This is a genomic window from Planotetraspora mira, assembly GCF_016863275.1.
GTDB lineage: Bacteria > Actinomycetota > Actinomycetes > Streptosporangiales > Streptosporangiaceae > Planotetraspora > Planotetraspora mira.
This window is the reverse complement of sequence record NZ_BOOO01000002.1, coordinates 21,014-39,545: the sequence shown is the minus strand read 5'-3', so window position 1 is coordinate 39,545 and position 18,532 is coordinate 21,014. Positions and strand designations below refer to the sequence as shown.

16 protein-coding genes are annotated in these 18,532 nt (G+C 71.2%); 11 read left to right on the top strand and 5 right to left on the bottom strand.

What is annotated here, in order from left to right:
* Positions 1–481 precede the first annotated feature (481 nt).
* Entirely contained in the window at positions 482–1,525 is a 1,044-nt protein-coding gene (locus Pmi06nite_RS01915) for an excalibur calcium-binding domain-containing protein (RefSeq protein WP_203951055.1), read from the top strand.
* 92 nt (positions 1,526–1,617) lie between these two features.
* Here the strand turns inward: Pmi06nite_RS01915 and Pmi06nite_RS01910 are convergent, their stop codons facing one another.
* The gene (locus Pmi06nite_RS01910; RefSeq protein ID WP_203951054.1) at positions 1,618–3,849 is read right to left on the bottom strand and encodes a molybdopterin cofactor-binding domain-containing protein; all 2,232 of its coding nucleotides are present in this window, start codon (positions 3,847–3,849) and stop codon (positions 1,618–1,620) included.
* 107 nt (positions 3,850–3,956) lie between these two features.
* Between Pmi06nite_RS01910 and Pmi06nite_RS01905 the strand changes: the two genes are divergently transcribed.
* The 4 genes from Pmi06nite_RS01905 to Pmi06nite_RS01890 all read left to right on the top strand — a co-directional run bounded on the left by Pmi06nite_RS01905 (position 3,957) and on the right by Pmi06nite_RS01890 (position 9,710).
* Positions 3,957–5,477: a PucR family transcriptional regulator gene (locus tag Pmi06nite_RS01905; RefSeq protein ID WP_203951053.1), complete on the top strand. Its 1,521-nt coding sequence runs from the start codon at positions 3,957–3,959 to the stop codon at positions 5,475–5,477.
* Positions 5,478–5,749: 272 nt separating this feature from the next.
* Positions 5,750–7,036 carry a helix-turn-helix domain-containing protein gene (locus tag Pmi06nite_RS01900; protein ID WP_203951052.1) on the top strand — a complete coding sequence of 429 codons (1,287 nt, stop codon included), beginning with the start codon at positions 5,750–5,752 and terminating at the stop codon, positions 7,034–7,036.
* Positions 7,037–7,125: 89 nt separating this feature from the next.
* On the top strand, positions 7,126–7,719 hold the full coding sequence (locus Pmi06nite_RS01895) for a copper resistance CopC family protein (RefSeq protein WP_203951051.1): 594 nt from the start codon (positions 7,126–7,128) through the stop codon (positions 7,717–7,719).
* Complete coding sequence (locus tag Pmi06nite_RS01890) at positions 7,716–9,710, top strand: bifunctional copper resistance protein CopD/cytochrome c oxidase assembly protein (protein WP_239113487.1); 1,995 nt, start codon at positions 7,716–7,718, stop codon at positions 9,708–9,710. The genes Pmi06nite_RS01895 and Pmi06nite_RS01890 overlap by 4 nt, the downstream gene beginning before the upstream one ends.
* 16 nt (positions 9,711–9,726) lie before the next feature.
* On the opposite strand, the gene map is transcribed toward Pmi06nite_RS01890, so the two are convergent.
* Entirely contained in the window at positions 9,727–10,575 is an 849-nt protein-coding gene (map, locus tag Pmi06nite_RS01885) for a type I methionyl aminopeptidase (RefSeq protein WP_203951050.1), read from the bottom strand.
* Between the two features lie 43 nt (positions 10,576–10,618).
* Between map and Pmi06nite_RS01880 the strand changes: the two genes are divergently transcribed.
* Positions 10,619–10,798 carry a hypothetical protein gene (locus Pmi06nite_RS01880; RefSeq protein ID WP_239113485.1) on the top strand — a complete coding sequence of 60 codons (180 nt, stop codon included), beginning with the start codon at positions 10,619–10,621 and terminating at the stop codon, positions 10,796–10,798.
* 19 nt (positions 10,799–10,817) lie between these two features.
* Here Pmi06nite_RS01880 and Pmi06nite_RS01875 read toward each other — a convergent pair whose 3' ends face one another.
* Positions 10,818–11,138 (bottom strand): CBU_0592 family membrane protein, encoded by a 321-nt coding sequence (locus Pmi06nite_RS01875; RefSeq protein WP_203951048.1) that lies wholly within the window; start codon positions 11,136–11,138, stop codon positions 10,818–10,820.
* A gap of 105 nt (positions 11,139–11,243) precedes the next feature.
* Here Pmi06nite_RS01875 and Pmi06nite_RS01870 point away from each other — a divergent pair, with 105 nt between their 5' ends.
* Positions 11,244–12,212 carry a LysR family transcriptional regulator gene (locus Pmi06nite_RS01870; RefSeq protein ID WP_203951047.1) on the top strand — a complete coding sequence of 323 codons (969 nt, stop codon included), beginning with the start codon at positions 11,244–11,246 and terminating at the stop codon, positions 12,210–12,212.
* A gap of 47 nt (positions 12,213–12,259) precedes the next feature.
* On the opposite strand, the gene Pmi06nite_RS01865 is transcribed toward Pmi06nite_RS01870, so the two are convergent.
* The gene (locus Pmi06nite_RS01865) at positions 12,260–12,838 is read right to left on the bottom strand and encodes an NUDIX hydrolase (RefSeq protein ID WP_203951046.1); all 579 of its coding nucleotides are present in this window, start codon (positions 12,836–12,838) and stop codon (positions 12,260–12,262) included.
* A gap of 130 nt (positions 12,839–12,968) precedes the next feature.
* On the opposite strand from Pmi06nite_RS01865, the gene Pmi06nite_RS01860 reads away from it, so the two are divergent.
* The 3 genes from Pmi06nite_RS01860 to Pmi06nite_RS01850 all read left to right on the top strand — a co-directional run bounded on the left by Pmi06nite_RS01860 (position 12,969) and on the right by Pmi06nite_RS01850 (position 16,309).
* Complete coding sequence (locus Pmi06nite_RS01860) at positions 12,969–14,117, top strand: lipase family protein (RefSeq protein WP_203951045.1); 1,149 nt, start codon at positions 12,969–12,971, stop codon at positions 14,115–14,117.
* Positions 14,118–14,213: 96 nt separating this feature from the next.
* A complete protein-coding gene (npdG, locus tag Pmi06nite_RS01855) occupies positions 14,214–14,888 on the top strand; it encodes an NADPH-dependent F420 reductase (RefSeq protein WP_203951044.1) in 675 nt (224 codons plus the stop codon).
* Between the two features lie 110 nt (positions 14,889–14,998).
* Positions 14,999–16,309, top strand: a complete 1,311-nt coding sequence (locus Pmi06nite_RS01850) for an esterase-like activity of phytase family protein (RefSeq protein ID WP_203951043.1) — start codon at positions 14,999–15,001, stop codon at positions 16,307–16,309.
* 51 nt (positions 16,310–16,360) lie between these two features.
* On the opposite strand, the gene Pmi06nite_RS01845 is transcribed toward Pmi06nite_RS01850, so the two are convergent.
* Positions 16,361–17,044: an alpha/beta hydrolase gene (locus Pmi06nite_RS01845; protein ID WP_203951042.1), complete on the bottom strand. Its 684-nt coding sequence runs from the start codon at positions 17,042–17,044 to the stop codon at positions 16,361–16,363.
* Positions 17,045–17,261: 217 nt separating this feature from the next.
* On the opposite strand from Pmi06nite_RS01845, the gene Pmi06nite_RS01840 reads away from it, so the two are divergent.
* The gene (locus Pmi06nite_RS01840) at positions 17,262–18,446 is read left to right on the top strand and encodes a trans-sulfuration enzyme family protein (protein ID WP_203951041.1); all 1,185 of its coding nucleotides are present in this window, start codon (positions 17,262–17,264) and stop codon (positions 18,444–18,446) included.
* Positions 18,447–18,532 lie beyond the last annotated feature (86 nt).

Genomic DNA, 18,532 nt, shown 5'->3' with positions numbered 1-18,532 from the left:
GGCGGCCTCCGCTTCGGACGGGCCTGATGCCGGACGCCCTGAGGGCGCGAATTCCCGCGAGACGGCTCGCGAAGGGGTGAAGGACGACACCACCCCCGATGACGGTCGCCCCGGCGCAAATGGTGAGCCCCGCGCAAGCGGTGAGCCCGGCGCAAATGGTGAACCCCGGGTAAGCGGTGAGCCCGGCGTGAGCGGTGAATCCGGCGCCAGTCGCGAACTCGGCGCGGGTGATGGCGCCGGCGGGAATGGTGAACCGGCCGGGGGAGAGAGCGGTGGCAGGAGGCGCGGCAGGTGGCGTGGCCGCCGCGGATCCGGTCTCGATAAATCCGGCGATAACGGCTCAATTCCGGACAAATTAGATAAGAAGAAATCGAAGCGGCGCAGGTCAAAGGACTCTTCGTCTGGTGCCGAACCCGGGACACCCGCAGCCGCGGCCGCCGGAGCTGCGACCTCAGGTGCCGGAGCTGCGGTATCGGGTGCCGTGACCCCCGCAGCCGTGCCCGGTGAGATCGCGACGGGCGAGGCGGCCACCGCCTCTCCCGCGCCGACCAGTCCGATGGCGCCGGTGCCCATGCCGCCGGGCCTCATGCATCCGGTGCCCGTCCAGCCGCCGCAGCCGCCCCCCCACGCGACCCGCCGGACGACGGTCATCCTCGTCGCCGCCCTCATCGTGGTCCTCGCGCTGAGCACCGTTCTGGGTGCGATCGCGGTCCTGAGCACGCAGAACCCCGACGCCCCGCCGTTGTCCGACACGCCCGTGAAGAGCCTGCGGTCCCCGATGCACTTCGCCCCGGTCACCGGAGTGCACGCGGCGCCCTGCGAGGGCCTGGAGGCCGTGCCCGACAACAGCGGCACTACGTGTTACCAACTCGACCCCGGCGTGACCGTCACGACGGTGCAGAAGATCGAGTCCGTGACGGAGAAGGACGGCACCTACTCGATCCGCCTGGTGCTGTCCCCGGCCAGCCGTCAGCAGATCGCCGAGCTCACCCGCGAGACCGTGAGGCAGCAACTGGCGATCGTCGTGGGGGATCAGGTGATCGCGGCTCCCCGCGTCGCGCAGGCGATCACCCAGGACAGCCTCAGCATCGCCGGCTTCGACAAGGCGCAGGCCGACGCGATCATGGCGCTGTTGTCGGGACCCGCGTCCGGCCAGGGATCCGGCGCCCCATCTCCGTCCCCGCCGCCGGGCCAGCCGGGTCAGACGGGCCAACCAGGTCAGCCGGTTCAGCCGGGCCTGGCGACCCCCGGAGCGCCGTTCCCCGGCCAGACGGGCACCTTCCCGCCCGCGACCCCGACCAGCTTCGCCACGCCGCCGGGGACCCCGCAGAGCTTCACCACGCAGCCGGCGTTCGGGACGTCGGGCGGCGGCACGCCCACGGCGGGGGCCCCGCGCTTCGCGGACTGCAAGCAGGCCAACGACAACGGCTACGGCCCGTACACCAAGGGCGTCCACCCGGAGTACTACTGGTACGTCGACGCCGACAACGACGGCGTCGCCTGCGACCCGGGCGACCTCGGCTGAATCGAGGCCGGACCCGGCTGAACCGAGGCTGATCCCGGCCGGACCCGGCTGAACCGAGGCCGGACCGGGCCGGACCCCTGGCCGGCGGATCCTCAGCCGGCCGTGGGAACGAGCGCGATGTCCTCCGGCCGGATCGGGACGCGGGGGAGGTCCAGCCCTGTCGCCGCCCGTACGGCCGCCGCCACCGCCGGCGTCGAGGACAACGTCGGCGGCTCGCCGGCCCCGCGCAGACCGTAGGGAGCGTGCGGGTCGGCGTTCTCCAGGATCGACAAGCGCATCGGGGGCATGTCAAGAATGGTCGGGATCAGGTAGTCGGTGAACGAGGGGTTGAGCACCTTGCCATCCCTGACCTGGATCTCCTCCATGAGCGCCAGGCCGAGGCCCTGTGCGGTGCCGCCGTGGATCTGGCCCTCGAGGGCCAGGGGGTTGAGGATCCTCCCGACGTCCTGGACGGCCGCGAGCTCGACGACCTTGACCAGGCCCAGCTCCACGTCCACGTCGACGACGGCGCGGTGGACGCACAGCGCGAGCTGCACGTGTGAGTTCCCCTGCCCGGTGAGCGGGTCCATCGGGGTGGTGGGCCGGTGGCGGTACTCCCGTGTCTCCTCGACCGGGCCGTACAGCTCCAGGAGCTCCTCGAGGGACAGGCCGGGGTCGCCCGCCCGCATCCGGTCGAGCCGCTCCCGTACGGCTTCGCAGGTGACCTTGACCGCGCCGCCCGTGACGTAGGACTGCCGGGACGCCGACGAGGAGCCCGCCGATCCCACGGAGGTGTCGGCAGGGGCGATGGTGACCTTGTCGATGCCGAGCTCGGTCCTGGCGATCTGCGCCTTGATCGTGATGAGGCCCTGGCCCACCTCGGCGGCCGCGGTGTGCACGAGCACGTGGGGCTCACCGCCGAGGAGTTCCACGCGCACCCGGGCCGTGGAGTAGTCGTCGAAGCCCTCGGAGAAGCAGATGTTCTTGATTCCGACGCCGTAGCCCACGCCGCGGCGCACGCCCTCGCCGTGCGTGGTCTGGGCGACGCCGCCGGGGAGCGACCGCAGGTCCCTGGCCGCCGAGGGCTCCCCAGGGACCGGCATGGCCTCGAGTTCCTTCAGCATGTCGGCCAGGGGCGCGGGGGTGTCGACGATCTGGCCGGTGGCCAGCGTCGATCCCTGCGACACGGCGTTGCGGATCCTGACCTCGACGGGGGACAGGCCGCAGGCCTCGGCCAGCCGGTCCATCTGGGATTCGTAGGCGTAGCAGGCCTGCACGGCGCCGAACCCGCGCATCGCGCCGCAGGGCGGGTTGTTCGTGTACACGCCGTACGCGTCGATCCAGACGTTGCCGACCTCGTACGGTCCCACCCCCAAGGAGGCGGCGTTGCCGACGACGGCGGGAGACGACGAGCAGTACGCGCCGCCGTCGAGGACGATCTCGGCCCTGACGTAGACGAGCCGGCCGTCGGCCGTCGCGCCGTGCTCGTACCGCATCCGCGCGGGATGGCGGTGCACGTGCCCGAAGAACGACTCCTCGCGGCCATAAACGATCTTGACGGGCTTTCCGGTCCTGAGCGCCAGCATCGACGCGTGGATCTGCATCGACAGGTCCTCGCGGGCGCCGAACGCGCCGCCGACCCCGGCGAGCGAGAGGCGCACCTTCTCCTTGGGCAGCGCGAGGCAGGGGGCGACCTGGCCCTGGTCGACGTGCAGCCACTGGGTGGCGACGTAGAGGTCCACACCGCCGTCCTCGGCGGGCACGGCCAGACCGGACTCGGGGCCCAGGAAGGCCTGGTCCTGCATGCCCACCTCGTACTCGCCCGTCACGACGACCGGAGCGTCGAAGGTCGACCCGACTCTGACGGGCTGGTGCCGGACGAGATTGCCGTGGGCGTGGACGGGCGGGCAGGAGGGGTCGAAGGCGGCCCTGCGGGCGTCGACGACCGCCTCCCGGACCTCGTAGTCGACGACGATGGCCGCGGCCGCGCGGCGGGCGGTCTCCGGATGGTCGGCCGCGACGAGTGCCACCGCCTCGCCCTGGTAGCGGACCTGGTCGATCGCCAGCACGGGCTGGTCCTTGTGCTCCAGGCCGTAGAACTTCTCGCCCGGCACGTCCTCATGGGTCAGCACCGCGAACACCCCCGGCATGGCCAGGGCGGGGCCCACGTCGACGGAGCGGATCCACGCCGACGGATGCGGGCTGCGGAGGGTCGCTCCCCAGAGCATGCCGTCCAGCCAGAGGTCCGAGGAGTACGCGAACTCCCCGGTCACCTTGAGCGTCCCATCGGGCCGCAGCACGCTCTCGCCGACTCCCGAGCGAGATCCTGTCCTGATGCCGGTCACAAAAGGAAGTACATCAACCCAGGTCAACGCATCCAAGGGGCGGTGAGATGAAACCGGAGGGCTACAGGTGACGATGATTGTAGGTTTCTCCAAATACGCTGTTTCGCATGCTGCTGAGGGATCTGCTCGCCATGCCAGAGCTCCGGCTCGGCCTCCTTGCGGGCGAGTCGAGTCTCGACAGGGAGATCTCGGGCGCCCTCGTCACCGACCTGCCCGATCCGGGCCGGTATCTGGACGGCGGCGAACTCGTGCTCACCGGCCTGATGTGGCGCCAGGACCCCGCGGACTCCCAGGGGTTCGTCGACGCCCTGGTGAGAGCGGAGGTCTCCGCCCTGGGCGCGGGTGACGCCCGTCTCGGCCACATTCCGGATGATCTCGTGACCGCCTGCCGTGACAGGGGACTTCCCCTGTTCAAGGTGCCGGTGGAGGTGTCCTTCGGAGCGGTGATGGAGATCGTGGGCAGGGGCCTGGCCGCCGCCCAGGCGCGGGACCTGCGCGGAGCGCTCGGCCGCCGCCGCCGCATCGTGGCCGCCGTCGCCGAGGGGGCGGGCCTGGACGAGTTGCTCGCCCTCACCTCGGCAGAGCTGGGCATCTCGGCCGCCGTGATCAACGCCGCCGGGTCCGTCGTCGCCGGCGACCTCGCCGAGGCCCATGCCGTACGGCTCGCGCGCGAGTATCTCGGCGCCGTCCGGCTGCCCACGCTGGTCACGGAACCGGGGGAGGAGGTCTTCACGATCTTCACGGTGGACCGCTCCCACCGCGCGTCCGGCTGGGCCCTGGTGTGCCGTGGGGAGATCGAGGCCGAGACCGGCTTCGAGCTGGCCTCGTGCGTCGCCATGGAGCGAACCCGGGCGGAGGGGGGACGCCGGGTCGAGCGGCGACTGGCCGAGCAGCTCGTCGCCCTCGCCTGCTCGGGGGGAGCGGACCCGTCCGAGCTGTCGGCACGCCTGCGGACCTGCGGGATCGACACCGCCGAGCCGTACACCGTGGTGACGGCGACGGCGGCGAGACGGGGGGCCGCCGACGGCCCGGACCTTGCCGCACTCGGCGGCCAGGTGCTGGAGGAGCTGCTCGACCGCCGCGTGGTCGCCGCCGCGGGCGCGGACGGGGCGGTGTCCCTGGTCCCGCTCCGTGAGGAGACGGCCGATGCCGTCGCCGCGCGGCTGAGGGCTCGGACGGAACTGCTCGCGGCGGGCCTGCCGGGCACCCGGGTCTCCATCGGCGTGAGCGGGGCGCTCACCGGCGCCACGGCCATACGCGGCGGCGTGGAGGAGGCGGGACATGCGCGGCGGATGGCCGACGCTCGTGGTGGGGGGGTGGTCACCAGCGACGAGATCTACACTCACGCGCTCGTGCTGGCGACGGTGCCAGGAGATGTCCGCAGGTCCTTCGCCGACCGGCTGCTCGGGCCGCTGTCCGACTACGACCGTGAGCACCAGGCCGAACTGGTGCGGACGCTGGGGACCTTCCTGGATTGCGCGGGTTCGTGGAACGGCTGCGCCGAGCGCCTGCACGTCCACGTGAACACTGTCCGTTACCGGATCCGCCGGATCGAAGAGCTGACCGGTAAGGACCTGTCATCCATGGCCGACCGAGTCGACCTCTTCCTTGCGCTGCGCGCCGGCTGATTCAGATCTCAGACCGGCGGCCGAGCCCGAGCCCCCTGGGCCCGGACGCGGACGCGGACGGGCACGGGCGGCGGTCGGAGATCAGCAGCATCCGGACGCAAACTCGTAAGAGCGCATAGGAGACGAACTAGCAGTGGTCGTCGTACCATTGCCGACTACGACCACTGTGGTCGAAATGATTACGGCAAGTACGGATAGGGCAAGGCGGCGGCGTCGCACGGGGGTTCTCCGTTCGGTTCGGCTGTAGGCCCACATTGTCTCAAGAGGTGCCCATGGTTGCGCAAGATCTCGTTGGTCAGCGAATCAAGGCGATACGCCGTCAGCGTGGTCTTTCCCAGGCACAACTAGCACACCCGGAACTTTCGGATAGCTACGTGTCCCTGATCGAGAGCGGCAAGCGGACGCCGACCCCGGCCGTCCTGGAGCTGCTCGCGCAGAAGCTGGACTGCTCGCTGACCTATCTCGTCAACGGCGTGACCGCCGAGCAGATGCAGGAGCTCGAGGTCGGCCTGAGCTTCGCACGCATGGCTCTCGAGAACGGCGAGGTCGCCGAGGCCAGACGGCGTTACGCGGAGCTCCTGGCCGACAACAGCCTCGCCGGACTCGCGTCGCTCCGCCAGGACGCCCAGTACGGCTACGCCCTGGCCCTCGAGGCCTGTGGCGAGCTGGGTGAGGCGATCGCCGTGCTGTCCGAGCTCAGCGAGTCCGAGGCCGTGACGGCCGAGCGGAAGATCGCCGTGGCGCTCGCGATGTGCCGGTGTCACCGAGAGCGGGGCGACTTCTCCGCCGCGGTGGAGGTCGGTGAGGCCGTGCTCGCCAACGTCGGCACCGGTGCCTGGACCGACGGCCTGGTCGAACTCGGCGCCACTCTTCTGCTGGCCTACCTGGTACGCGGCGACCTGCTGCGGGCCGGGCACTTCGCGAACGAGCTGCTCGTCGCCGCCGAGGGGCTGGGCAGCCCGCGGGCGACCGTCGCCTCGTGCTGGAACGCCGCGCTCGTGGCGGAGAAGGCGGGCCGCGGAGAAGAGGCCATGTCGCTGATCGAGCGGGCGCTGGCCATTCATTCCGAGACCGGCGACCAGCGCAACCTGGCCCGCTTGCACCAGGCCTACGCCTTCACGATGCTCCGGGTGCGCCCGAGCGATGTGGAGAAGGCCCGGGACCTCCTGCTCCGTGCCGCGCGTGACTCCGACGAGACCGCCACCAGCACGTCGGACAGGGCCCGCTGCTCCCTGGCGCTCGCCTATGCGGAGCTGACCATGGATCACCCGGAGGACGCGGCCGAGCACGCGGGCGCGGCGCGGGACCTGATCGGCGAGAGCAGCGGCGGCCTGCACATGGACGCCTACCTGCTGCTCAGCCAGGCCCACCACCTCCTCCACCGGGACGAGGAGTCGGGCGCGGAGCTGAGCAAGGTGAGCTCCTGGCTTGAGAGCGCTCCGCAGACGAGGAAGCTGGCGGACAAGTGGATGGCCGTCGCCGAACTCCGTGACCGCGCGGGCGATCAGGATCTGAGCGTGGACGCCTACAAGCGGGCGCTCGCCTGCGCCGGCCTCTGACACGACGGGGCGCCGGGCTCCGGCCCGGCGGCCGCCTTGGTGGAGCGGGGTGTGGACCGGCACCCCGCGTCGGTAGCCTTGGTGTTGCCATGAAAAAATCCCCGATCGCCGGAATGGCCGCGCTGCTCGTGACCTTCGTGCTGGGTCTGGGCCTCGCCGCTCCCGCTCAGGCGCACACCACACTGAAGAGCAGCACACCGGAGAAGAACGCCAAGGTCGAGAGCCTCCGTAAGGTGACCCTCGAGTTCTCCGAGTCGGTGCGGTTCCCGACCTTGCTGGTGCGCGGCGCGGACGGCAAGCGCTATGAGAACGGTCAGCCCGTGGTCAACGGGCTGAAGGTGAGCGTGGCCGTCGACGCGGCGATCCCCACCGGCGGCTACACCGTCGCCTGGCGGGTCGTCTCCGAGGACGGCCACCCGCTGACCGGGGAGATCCCCTTCACCGTGATCGACAAGCCGTCCCCGACCCCCACGGGCGACGCGCCCACCACACAGGCCGCGACGCCGACCGCCGCCGCGCCCGCCACCGCGACCCCGTCCGCCACCCCCACGGCCGTCGCCGCCACCCCCGCCGCAGACACCCAGCAGGACGAGCCGAAGATCCCCGGCTGGCTCTGGGTCGTGGTCTTCGGCGTCGGAGGGATCGGCATCGGCATGGTCATCAGCATGCGGAAGAAGCCGTGAACAGGACACTGCGCCTGACCGTCGCCGCCCTCTGCGCGGCGGCCGGAGCCCTCGTCATCGGGATGGTCGCCGGAGGCGCGGCCACCCCCCGTCTCATCCCGGGCCTGCCCGACCAGGGCACGCTGACGCGCTGGATGCTCCCCTTCTCGAAGCTGGGGATGGACGTCGCCGGCGTGCTGACCGTGGGCCTGCTGGCCATCGGCGCGGCCCTCCTGCCCAGTGACAAGGGGCTGCTCGGCAAGTCCGCGCAGGGATATGTGAAGGCCGCCTCCTGGTCCGCCCTCGCCTGGGCCGTCGCCGCGGCCTCCGCGCTGATCTTCAGCCTGTCGGAGACGCTGGGCGCGCCGGTGAGCGAGATCCTCGGCGGCAACGAGCTGACCAGTTACGCGAGCCAGGTGCCCCAGGGCATCGCGCTGACGCTGGTGGTGCTCTTCGCCGTCGCGATCGCCCTTTTCGCCCGTGGCGCGATCACCTCGGGAACCGCGGCGGGGCTCCTGGTCTTCTCCCTGGCGACGCTGCTGCCGCCCGCTCTGACCGGCCACTCCTCCTCCTCGCCCAACCACGGCCTGGCGACGACCTCGGTGGCCTTCCACCTGCTCTTCCTGGCCTTGTGGGTCGGCGGGCTCGGCATGCTCTGCGTCCACGCCGTGCGCGGCGAGCGCCAGCTCGACGTCGCCGCCGCACGGTTCTCCCGTATGGCGGTGTGGTGCTTCGTCGGAGTGGGGATCTCGGGCGTCGCGAGCGTGCTGGCCCGCCTGTCGTCCGTCGACGAGCTGTACACCTCGGCCTACGGGCTCATGCTGCTCGCCAAGACCGCCGCCTTCGTCGTTCTCGGCGTGATCGGCTGGCGCCACCGCGAGCGCACGCTGCCCAGGCTCGCCTCGGGGGAGTCGCGCTCGTTCCTGCGCCTGGCCCTCGGCGAGATCGTCCTCATGTCGGCGACCGTCGGGATCGCCGTCGCGCTGTCCCGCACGGCGCCGCCGCCGGCGAACGTCCCGGTCGACCGGGCCTTCGACCTGCTCGGCTATCTGATGCCGCCCCCGGTCTCGCTGGCGAATCTGCTCACGCTGTGGTGGTTCGACCTGTTCTTCGCCGCGATCGCCGTCACGCTGGCCGGGCTCTACGCCGTCGGCGTGGTCCGTCTGCGCCGCCGCGGCGACTCGTGGCCGTGGGGGCGCACGGTCCTGTGGTTCACGGGCATCGTGATCCTGGTCCTGGCGACGCAGAGCGGGGTCGCGCGGTACGCGCCGGTCCTGTTCAGCGTCCACATGACCGAGCACATGATCCTCTCCATGCTGGTGCCGATCTTCCTGGTGCTGGGCGCCCCGGTCACGCTCGCGCTGCGCGCGCTCAAGCCGGCCGTACGGCGAGGTGACCGCGGGCCGCGTGAGTGGATCACGGTGATCCTGCACAGCCGGGTCATGAAGGTCGTCGCCCACCCGGCGATCGCCACGGCGATCTTCATCGCGTCGACGTACGCCCTGTACTTCACGCCCCTGTTCGCCTCCGCGATGGAGGAGCACATCGGGCACATCGCGATGACGCTGCACTTCCTGCTCAGCGGCTGCCTGTTCTTCTACGTGATCATCGGGGTCGATCCCGGGCCGCACCGGCTGCCCTATGTCGCGCGCCTGGTGCTGCTCCTGGTGACCATGCCGTTCCACGCCTTCTTCGGGGTCGCGCTGATGAGCATGGGCACGGTGCTCGCCTCCGAGTGGTACGACCAGCTGGGCCGTACGTGGGGGGCGTCGTCGCTCGCCGACCAGGTGACCGGCGGAGGGATCGCCTGGTCCTTCGGCGAGGTCCCGACGCTCATCGTGCTGCTCGCGCTTGCGATCCAGTGGTGGCGGGACGACGACCGCAAGGCCCGCCGCGACGACAGGCGGGCCGATGTCGCCGCGGCGAAGACCGGCGGCACCGGCAACGCCGAACTGGACGCCTACAACGACTACCTCGCCAAGCTGAACAAGCGGGACGCGGCCGCCGAGTAGCCGTTCCGGGGACGGGTCAGGGGAGCGTGAGGATCTCGTGGCCCGAGTCGGTGACCACGATCGTGTGCTCGAACTGAGCGGTCCGCTTGCGGTCCTTGGTCACCGCGGTCCAGCCGTCGGGCCAGATGTCGTAGTCGATCGTGCCGAGGGTGAGCATCGGCTCGATCGTGAACGTCATGCCGGGCACCAGGGTGACCGACAGCGACGGGTCGTCGTAGTGGGGGACGATCAGGCCCGAGTGGAACGACGTCGAGATGCCGTGGCCTGTGAAGTCGCGGACCACGCCGTAGCCGAATCGACGGGCGTAGGCCTCGATCACGCGGCCGACGATGTTGAGCTGCCTGCCGGGGGCGACCGCCTTGATGGCCCGCATGGTGGCCTCGTGGGTGCGCTCGACCAGCAGACGGGACTCCTCGTCGACGTCGCCCACCAGGTACGTCGCGTCGGTGTCCCCGTGCACCCCGCCGATGAAGGCGGTGATGTCGACGTTGACGATGTCGCCGTCCCGCAGGAGCGTGTCGTCGGGGATGCCGTGGCAGATGACCTCGTTGATCGAGGTGCACAACGACTTGGGGTAACCCCGGTAGCCGAGGGTGGACGGGTAGGCGTCGTGGTCGCAGAGGAACTCGTGGCCGATGCGGTCCAGTTCGTCGGTGGTCACGCCGGGCGCGACGTGCTTGCCGACCTCTTCCAGGGCCTGGGCGGCGATCCGCCCCGCGATCCGCATCTTCTCGATGGTCTCGGGGGTCTGGACGTCGGAGCCGCCCTTCTTGGGCTCGGATCTTCCCACGTACTCCGGGCGCTTGATGTGGGCGGGAACCTTGCGCGTGGGCGAGATACGCCCGGGCCGGAGCAGCGTCGTCATGGCGGCAAGTCTAGTTGCGCTTCGACGGGGCACCATTAGCGGCGTGAGCGATCAATGGTGGTTCTGTCTCAAGCACATGCGCGTCGAGGGGGAGAAGGGCTGTCCGAACAAGGACCGGCTCGGCCCCTACGAGTCCAAGGAGGCCGCTGAGCACGCCCTCCAGACCGCGTCCGACCGGAACGAGGCCTGGAGGAAGCAGGACAAGGAGTGGGAGGACGACTGACCCGCCGGGCCGACCGCGGTCAGGGCGCCGGCTCCAGCAGCGGGCGCCCGGGCTCCGCGGCCGGCTCAGCTTCGGCGGACCCCTTCCGGCGGGCCACCGCCCGGGCGGCGACGAGCCGGCCGAGTGTCACGACGCCGATGCCGCTCCAGACCATGTTGAGAATGGCGGACGGCCACGCCGAGTGGAAGCCGCTGTTGATCATCAAGGTCGCGGCGCCGCCGAAGTTCAGGGCCTGGTACGGCAGGCCGTCGCCGGACATCTTCCCGGCCGACACCATGGCATAGCCGTACAACAGGGCGACGGCACCGATGGTGCCGATGATGGTGATGAAGGTGGACATATCGTGCTACTCGCCATCAGCAAGGTGGTTCATGCGTCAATAATCCCGTTTGTGGGCAATGAAGTTCAAGTGAAGAAATCTTAAGTGGGGCGTAAGCTCTGCTGTATGGAAATCGACCCCCGGCGTCTGCGGATCCTGCATGAGGTGTCCCGCAGAGGGGGTGTCATGAAGGCGGCGGAGGCGCTCCACCTCACGCCTTCCGCGGTCTCCCAGCAACTCGCCCAGCTCGAGCGGGAGGTCGGCCTCGCGCTCGTCGACCGGTCACAGCGCCGGGTGACGCTGACCCCGGCGGGCCGGGTGCTCGCGGCCTACGCCGAGCGGATCGAGGAGCAGCTCGTCGAGGCCAGGCAGGAGCTCAACCGCTTCACCGAACGCCTGTCGGGTCCCGTGACGATCGCCGCCTTCCCCACGGTGATCCGCCACCTGCTCATCTCCGCCCTGCGCACGCTGGCCGTACGGCATCCGCGCATCACCCCGATCATCCATGAGCTGTTCGGGCCGGTCGCCGTGCAGGAGCTCCGCCTGGGCGGCGTCGACCTCGTCGTCACCGAGCGGGACATGAGCCAGCCGGCCGCGTCGCTGCCCTCGATGTCACGGCACCGGCTGTACGACGACGAGTACCGGATCGTCGCCCCGCCCGGCTGGTCCGCGATACCGGAGACCGTCGACGACCTGGCCGGCCTGCCCTGGGTCGCGGGCGTGCCGGACCAGGCCTGCGGGCAGGCGCTGGAGCGGCTGGCCCAGCTGCACGGGTTCGAGCCCCGCCGGGTCCACGTCATCGCCGAGTTCCCCCCGACCCTCGGGCTCGTGTCGGCCGGGCACGGGGTGGCGATTGTGCCGTCCCTCGCCCTGCTCGACGTGCCTCCCGGCGAGGTCGTGGTCACCGAGATCCACGGGGTGGGGTCACGCCGGATCGAGGCGCTCACCCGCGTGAGCCGTACGACGTCGGGAGAGCCCGACCCGGTGCAGGGCGCCGTCATCGAGGTCCTGCGCGAGGCCGCAGGCGAGGTGGCCCAGCGCGTCGGAGAGCTCAGCCGGAGCCAGGAGCCGCACGCGGGTCAGGCGCTCAGCTAGTCGCCGACCCGGGCCGGTCGCTCACCCGGAGGCGGACGGTCGCACAGTCAGTCGCTCACCCGGGGGCCGGTCACCCGCTCGGCGAAGCGGGCGAGCCGCTCCCGCAGCCCGGGGCGCCGGATGTCGCCGGCCGCCGCGCTCACCAGATGTTGCGCCGCGTCGAAGCTGACGAGCGCGTCATCGGGCCGTACGGCTATCGCGTCGTGGGCCAGCGACTCGAGTTCGGGGTCGCCGCCGTCGACGGCGAGGATGGTGACACCGGTGCGCCGGGCGTCGTCGACGCGTTCCAGCAACGTGTCGGGCGCCCGCTGCTCCGCGACGACGAACAGGGTCTCGCCGCGGCCCGCCTCGAGGAGCCGGTCCATCCCCACCCGCAGATGGGCGGGCGCGGTCTCCGGAGGAGCCCAGCGGAGCAGGGTGGGGGCCAGCTGGGCGAGCCCCGACTGCCGCGCCTCATCGGACAGATGGGCCGTCACGTGCCACGGCTCGTCGTCGGGGGTGCCGACGACGAGCAGCCCGCCGGGGGAGCGGGTGGTCCTGAGGGCCATGCCGAGCTGCCGGGTCTGCTCGAGCCACCCCGTCGAGGCGAGCATCTCGCGGAGCAGGCCCACCGACGCGCTGTCCATTCCGCAATGGTGCCTGACACCCGCCGGTGAAGTCCCGTGATTCAGGTCCTTGACAGTCCGTTACTCGCGGGTAACGATCTGCCCACGGCGCCGTTCTTGGAAACTGATCCAATAGGCGAAGGGCGGCTCAATGAACTTGCGTGTTCGTGCCACCATGTCCGTGATCGGGGCTCTTCTCCTGCTGCCCGTGCTGGGCGGGACCGCCCGGTCGACCGCGGCCGGTGAGGTCGTCGAGGCGAGTCCGACGACGGTCTACCTCGCACCGGGCAAGCTCCTGAAAGTGCCGGTCAAGGCGTGGCACCTCCGCTACCGGTCGACGTCGGCCACGGGCGCGGCCAACGTGGTGTCGGGGACGTTGCTCGTCCCCAGGACCCCCTATCTGCTCGGCAGGCGGCCCATCGCCGGATACGCCGTGGGCTCCCATGGCATGGGCGACCAGTGCGCCCCCTCGAACGCGATGGCCAAGGGCACCGAGGCCGAGTTGGCGATCATGAGCCTGATGTTGCTCAAGGGCTGGGCCGTCGCCGTGACGGACTACGAGGGCCTCGGCACGCCGGGCGACCACACGTACATGGCCGGCATCTCGCAGGGCCATGCCGTACTGGACTCGATCAGGGCCGCCACGCGCGTGGGCGAGGCGGGACTGTCCGGCGACGCGCCCGTCGTGGTGATGGGTTACTCACAGGGCGGCTCGTCGGCCGCCTGGGCGGCGCAACTCCAGCCGTCGTACGCGCCCGAACTCCGGCTCAAGGGGGTCGCGGCCGGCGGCGTGCCCGCCGACCTGCAGGCGGTCGCCGACAACCTCGACGGGACCCCCGACTTCGGTCTGGCGGCGGCCGCGGGGCTGGGCCTGGACGCGGCCTACCCGGAGTTGTCGCTGGCGAGCTATCTGACGCCCGAGGGCGCGGCGCTGTTCGCCGGCGCCCGTGACGACTGCGTCGCGGAGTTGCGGTCCGCGCTCGCCGGAAGACGCCTGAGCGAGCTCACCACGACCGACGTGATGCACCGGCCGGACTGGCAGGCCCGGCTCCAGGAGAACCGCCTCGGCGGGACCGCGCCCCGGGTGCCGATGTTCCTGTATCACGCGAAGGGCGACGAGATCATCCCGTACGGCGTCGGCGGCACGCTCAGGAAGGAGTACTGCGCACGAGGCGTCCGGGTGCTCTGGACCGGGCTTCCCGCGGGCAGCCACGTCGTCGGCGCGGTCGAGGGCGGCCCACTCGCCGTCGCGTGGCTGGCCGGCCGCGTCGTCGGACTCCCCGTCGTGACCAACTGCTGAGCCGCGTCCGGTGCCGTGCGCGTCCCGTACGGCACCGGCCCGGGGACACGGACCCGGGGGATCCGGCGGGATCGGCGGGCTGGCATGATCTGTCTCATGGCTGAGCACACCGATTCTCCGCAGGTTCTCGAGGTCTCCGCGCTGTCCATCGGCATCCTGGGCGGCACGGGAGACCAGGGCAGAGGCCTGGCCCGCCGGTTCGCCCTCGCCGGGCACACCGTGCTGATCGGCTCCCGCAGCGCCCAGCGCGCGCAGGAGGCCGCCGAGGACATCGGCGTGCGGGGCGCGGAGAACGCCGTGGTCGCCGCGGAGGCCGACATCGTGATCGTCGCGGTGCCGTGGGAGGGTCACAAGGATCTGCTCGAGTCGCTCAAGGAGCACCTCGACGGCAAGATCGTCGTGGACTGCGTGAACCCGCTCGGCTTCGACAAGCAGGGCGCCTACGCCCTGCCGGTGGAGGAGGGGAGCGCCGCCCAGCAGGCGGCGGCCGTCCTCACGGGGAGCCGCGTCGTCGCCGCCTTCCACCACGTGTCGGCTGTGCTCCTGCTCGACCCTTCGGTGGAGTCGATCGACCTCGACGTGTTCGTGCTCGGTGACGACCGCGAGGCCACCGACGTCGTCCAGGCGCTGGCCTCCCGCATCTCCGGCGCACGGGGCGTCTACGCGGGCCGGCTCCGCAACGCGGGCCAGGTCGAGTCGCTGACGGCCAACCTGATCTCGATCAACCGCCGTTACAAGTCCCACGCCGGGCTGCGGGTCACGGACGTGTAGCCCGCGCGAGATGCCCCCCGGCGGGGCATCCGGCATTCACCCGATCTTCACCGGGGAGACGTCGGCGTTCATTACTTTCAGGCCCTGTTGCCCAGTCTGAAAGGCATCCAGTGCTACGTCACGTATCTGCCGGTCTGGCCCTCGCCGCGGCACTCGTCATCCCCGCCACCGGGGCGGCCGCCTCGGCGTATCACCACCCCCCGAAGGGCCCCAAGGGTCCGGTCGTCGTCTCCGACGTGACGATCCCCGCTCCCGCTCTCAAGCAGGTCCAGCGCTCCATCGCCGACGACCACGGCATCAGGCTCGGCGGCGTCGGCAGCGGGCTGTTCCCCGGTGACCGGCCCGGCGAGTTCTGGATGGTCACCGACCGCGGCCCGAACGGCCAGCCGACCGTCAACGGAGTGAAGGTCCGCACGTTCCCGGCGCCCGAGTTCGACCCGGCGATCCTGAACGTCACCGTCAAGCACGGCAAGGCCTCGATCAAGAGCTACATCCCGATCGTGGGCACGCACGGCAAGCCCGTGACGGGGATGTCCAACCAGAACGTCCACGACGAGACCCCGTTCACCTGGGACGGCCTGACGCAACTGCCGTTCAACCCCAGCGGGCTCGACACCGAGGACCTGGTCCGCACTCGTGGCGGCGACTTCTGGCTCGTCGACGAGTACAGCCCCTCGCTGCTGCGGGTGTCGCGGACCGGCCGGGTCCTGGAGCGTTACGTCCCCAAGGGCCTCGGCCTCAAGGGGGCGGACTACCCCGTCAAGGACACGCTGCCCGCGATCCTGGCCTCGCGCCAGCAGAACCGCGGCTTCGAGGGCCTCGCCATGTCCTCCGACGAGCGCACGCTGTACCTCGCCGTGCAGAGCCCGCTCGCCAACCCGCAGGCGGTGGCCAAGACCTCGCGGATCTCCCGCATCCTCACCTTCGACCTGCGCTCCCGCACGGTGACGGGCGAGTACGCCTACAAGTTCGAGGACGTCACCACCTTCGACCCGAAGGTGAACGGCGACCAGAGCCAGATGAAGATCTCCGGTCTGGCCTACGCGGGACGTGACCGCCTGCTGGTCGACGAGCGTACGGACAACGTCACGCGGATCTACCAGATCGACCTGTCCCGGGCGAGCAACCTGCTCAAGGGCCGGTTCGACGACCCGAAGACCACGCCCTCGCTCGAGGCGCTGACCGACCTGTCCGCCGTCAGGCTCCCGGCCAAGTCGCTCGTCCTGGAGCCGAACGCGCTGATCCCGTCGCTCCCCGGCAAGCTCGAGGGCCTCGCGGTGCTCGACCGGTGGACCGTCGCGCTGGCCAACGACAACGACTTCGGCCTGGGCGACTTCGGCCCCGACGGCAAGCTGATCGACACGGGCGTGCCCAGCAGGCTCGTCACCGTCAAGCTCGCCAAGCCGCTCGACCTGCACTGATCCGCGGTCGGCCGCCGGGTACCGGACGGGCCCGGCGGCCGCCCGCGTTCCTCATCCGGCGGAGGCCACCAGCCAGTCCGCCACGGCGTCGGGGGCGCACACCTGGTGCAGGTGCTCGCCGGGGATGCGGGCGACCTGCCAGCCGCGTTCTCCGGCCTCGTCCGACGTGGCGGCGTAGGCCTCCGCGAACCACAGGTAGGCGCCTCCGGCGTGGTCCCAGCCCTCGGGCACCGGGATCTCCTCCTGGTAGTAGGCGAGCGGCAGCCGGGCCTGTTCGGCCACGACGACCCGCCGGGTGGCGTCGTCGGGGAAGAGCGCGGCCACGTCGTCCTCGTCCCACCAGTCCGTCCAGCGGGGGAGGACGCCCGATTCGTCGGCGATCGACCGCAGGAACGGGAGGAACTCCGGCTCGGCCGCCGTGGTCGATCCCCGCCGTGGCGGCAGGGCGGCGTCGACGAACAGGCAGCGGGAGACCCGCACGCCCAGCGCCTGCGCGATGAGCGGCACGAACAGCCCCGCGTTGCTGTGCGCGACGACCGCGACGGGCCCGTCGGGCGGCGCCGCGGCGGTCACCCGGTCCACCACGCGCGGCCAGTACGGCCCCGGCCCGGCGGTGACGTCGACGAGTGAGGGCACGACGGCCCTGTGGCCCCGCGAGCGCAGCACCCCGGCCACGGGCATCCATGTCGAAGGGCCGACGGAGGGGCTGTGCACGAGCAGGAAGGTGATGTCCATCACCTCATCCTCGCCACCGTCGCCGGTGCGCGGCCCCCGCTGTGCTGCGGGCGTAATCCTTGATCCAGAGCCGTGATCAGCCCGCGGCCCGCGGTCCGGGCGCCCTCGGGAGGGCTGAGGGGCGCGCGGCCCGGCCATGCCGGCGGGCGTCTCCACGTGGCCGATCCCACCGGGTTGGATCTGACAATTTCCTCCCTCCTGGGTCATTCTGGTCGCTATGAGCTCACTTCACCCGGAAACGCGAGTGGTCCACCTTCCCCAGCCGGAACTGAACGGCAGCAGGCCGATCGCTGTGCCGATCTACCAGACCTCCGGGTTCGTCTTCGACGACCCTGCCGTCTTCGCCGATGGGATGGGCCGCCCCGACGGTGCCTTCGTGTACGGGCGGCTGTCGAACCCGACCGTCCGCTCGCTCGAGGAGGCCGTCGCCGGGCTCGAGGGCGGTGTGGGCGCGGTGGCGACCGGCTCCGGGATGGGCGCCATCAACACGGTGCTGCTGGGGCTGCTCCGGTCGGGTGACCACGTGATCGCCCAGACGGCTCTGTACGGCGGCACCGCCACCGTGTTCAAGGACCTGGAGGAGAGGTACGGCATCGCGGTCACCTATGTGCCCGAAGCCGACCCCGCCGCGGTGCGCGCGGCGGTGCGGCCCGAGACGAAGCTGCTCTATCTGGAGACGATCGCCAACCCGATGACGCAGGTCGCCGACCTTCCGGGGATGAGCGCGGCCGCGCGCGAGGCCGGGCTGGTCACCGTCGTGGACAACACCTTCGCCTCGCCCGTGTTGTGCCGCCCGATCGAGCTCGGCGCGGACGTCGTCGTGCACTCCACCACCAAGTACCTGTCCGGCCACACCGACGTGCTGGGCGGGATCGCCGTCTCCGCCACCGACGAACTGCACCGCAGGATCTGGACGTACGCGATCGAACTGGGCGCGACCGCCGACCCGTTCGCCGCGTGGCTGACGCTGCGCGGCATCCAGACGCTGCCGCTGCGGATGGAGCGCCACTGCTCCAACACCCGGCTGCTCGCGACCAGGCTCGCCGAGCACCCCGCCGTAGCCGCCGTGCACTGGCCGGGGCTGCCGTCGCACCCCTCCTACGACGTCGCGGCCAAGCTGATGCCCGAGTTCGGCGGCGTCTTCTCCTTCGACCTGAAGGGGGGCCGCCCCGCCGGAGAGACCTTCATGAAGGCCGTGAAGCTGGCGCTGCTCGCGCCGTCGCTCGGGGGCGTGGAGACGCTGATCCTGCACCCGGCCACCACCTCGCACCGGGGCCTCGACGCGGCGGGGCTGGCCGCGGCCGGCATCGGCGAGGGCACCGTCCGGGTGGCGGTCGGCATCGAGCACCACGAGGACCTGTGGGCCGACTTCGAGCAGGCTCTCGACGGCCTGCCGCAGTGACCTGAGGGGACGTCGGGCACCGCCACCCGGCCGGGGCCGGGTGGCGGTGCCCGTCGGCCTGATGCTTCACTGACAGGCCTACCGGG

Bases quoted from the DNA above. Each gene is read 5' to 3' on its own strand.
- Pmi06nite_RS01905 (WP_203951053.1), top strand. From the start codon at position 3,957: ATGCTGCTGAGGGATCTGCTCGCCATGCCAGAGCTCCGGCTCGGCCTC.
- Pmi06nite_RS01900 (WP_203951052.1), top strand. From the start codon at position 5,750: ATGGTTGCGCAAGATCTCGTTGGTCAGCGAATCAAGGCGATACGCCGT.
- Pmi06nite_RS01895 (WP_203951051.1), top strand. From the start codon at position 7,126: ATGAAAAAATCCCCGATCGCCGGAATGGCCGCGCTGCTCGTGACCTTC.
- map (WP_203951050.1), bottom strand. From the start codon at position 10,575: ATGACGACGCTGCTCCGGCCCGGGCGTATCTCGCCCACGCGCAAGGTT.
- Pmi06nite_RS01875 (WP_203951048.1), bottom strand. From the start codon at position 11,138: ATGTCCACCTTCATCACCATCATCGGCACCATCGGTGCCGTCGCCCTG.
- Pmi06nite_RS01870 (WP_203951047.1), top strand. From the start codon at position 11,244: ATGGAAATCGACCCCCGGCGTCTGCGGATCCTGCATGAGGTGTCCCGC.
- Pmi06nite_RS01865 (WP_203951046.1), bottom strand. From the start codon at position 12,838: ATGGACAGCGCGTCGGTGGGCCTGCTCCGCGAGATGCTCGCCTCGACG.
- Pmi06nite_RS01860 (WP_203951045.1), top strand. From the start codon at position 12,969: ATGAACTTGCGTGTTCGTGCCACCATGTCCGTGATCGGGGCTCTTCTC.
- npdG (WP_203951044.1), top strand. From the start codon at position 14,214: ATGGCTGAGCACACCGATTCTCCGCAGGTTCTCGAGGTCTCCGCGCTG.
- Pmi06nite_RS01845 (WP_203951042.1), bottom strand. From the start codon at position 17,044: ATGGACATCACCTTCCTGCTCGTGCACAGCCCCTCCGTCGGCCCTTCG.
- Pmi06nite_RS01840 (WP_203951041.1), top strand. From the start codon at position 17,262: ATGAGCTCACTTCACCCGGAAACGCGAGTGGTCCACCTTCCCCAGCCG.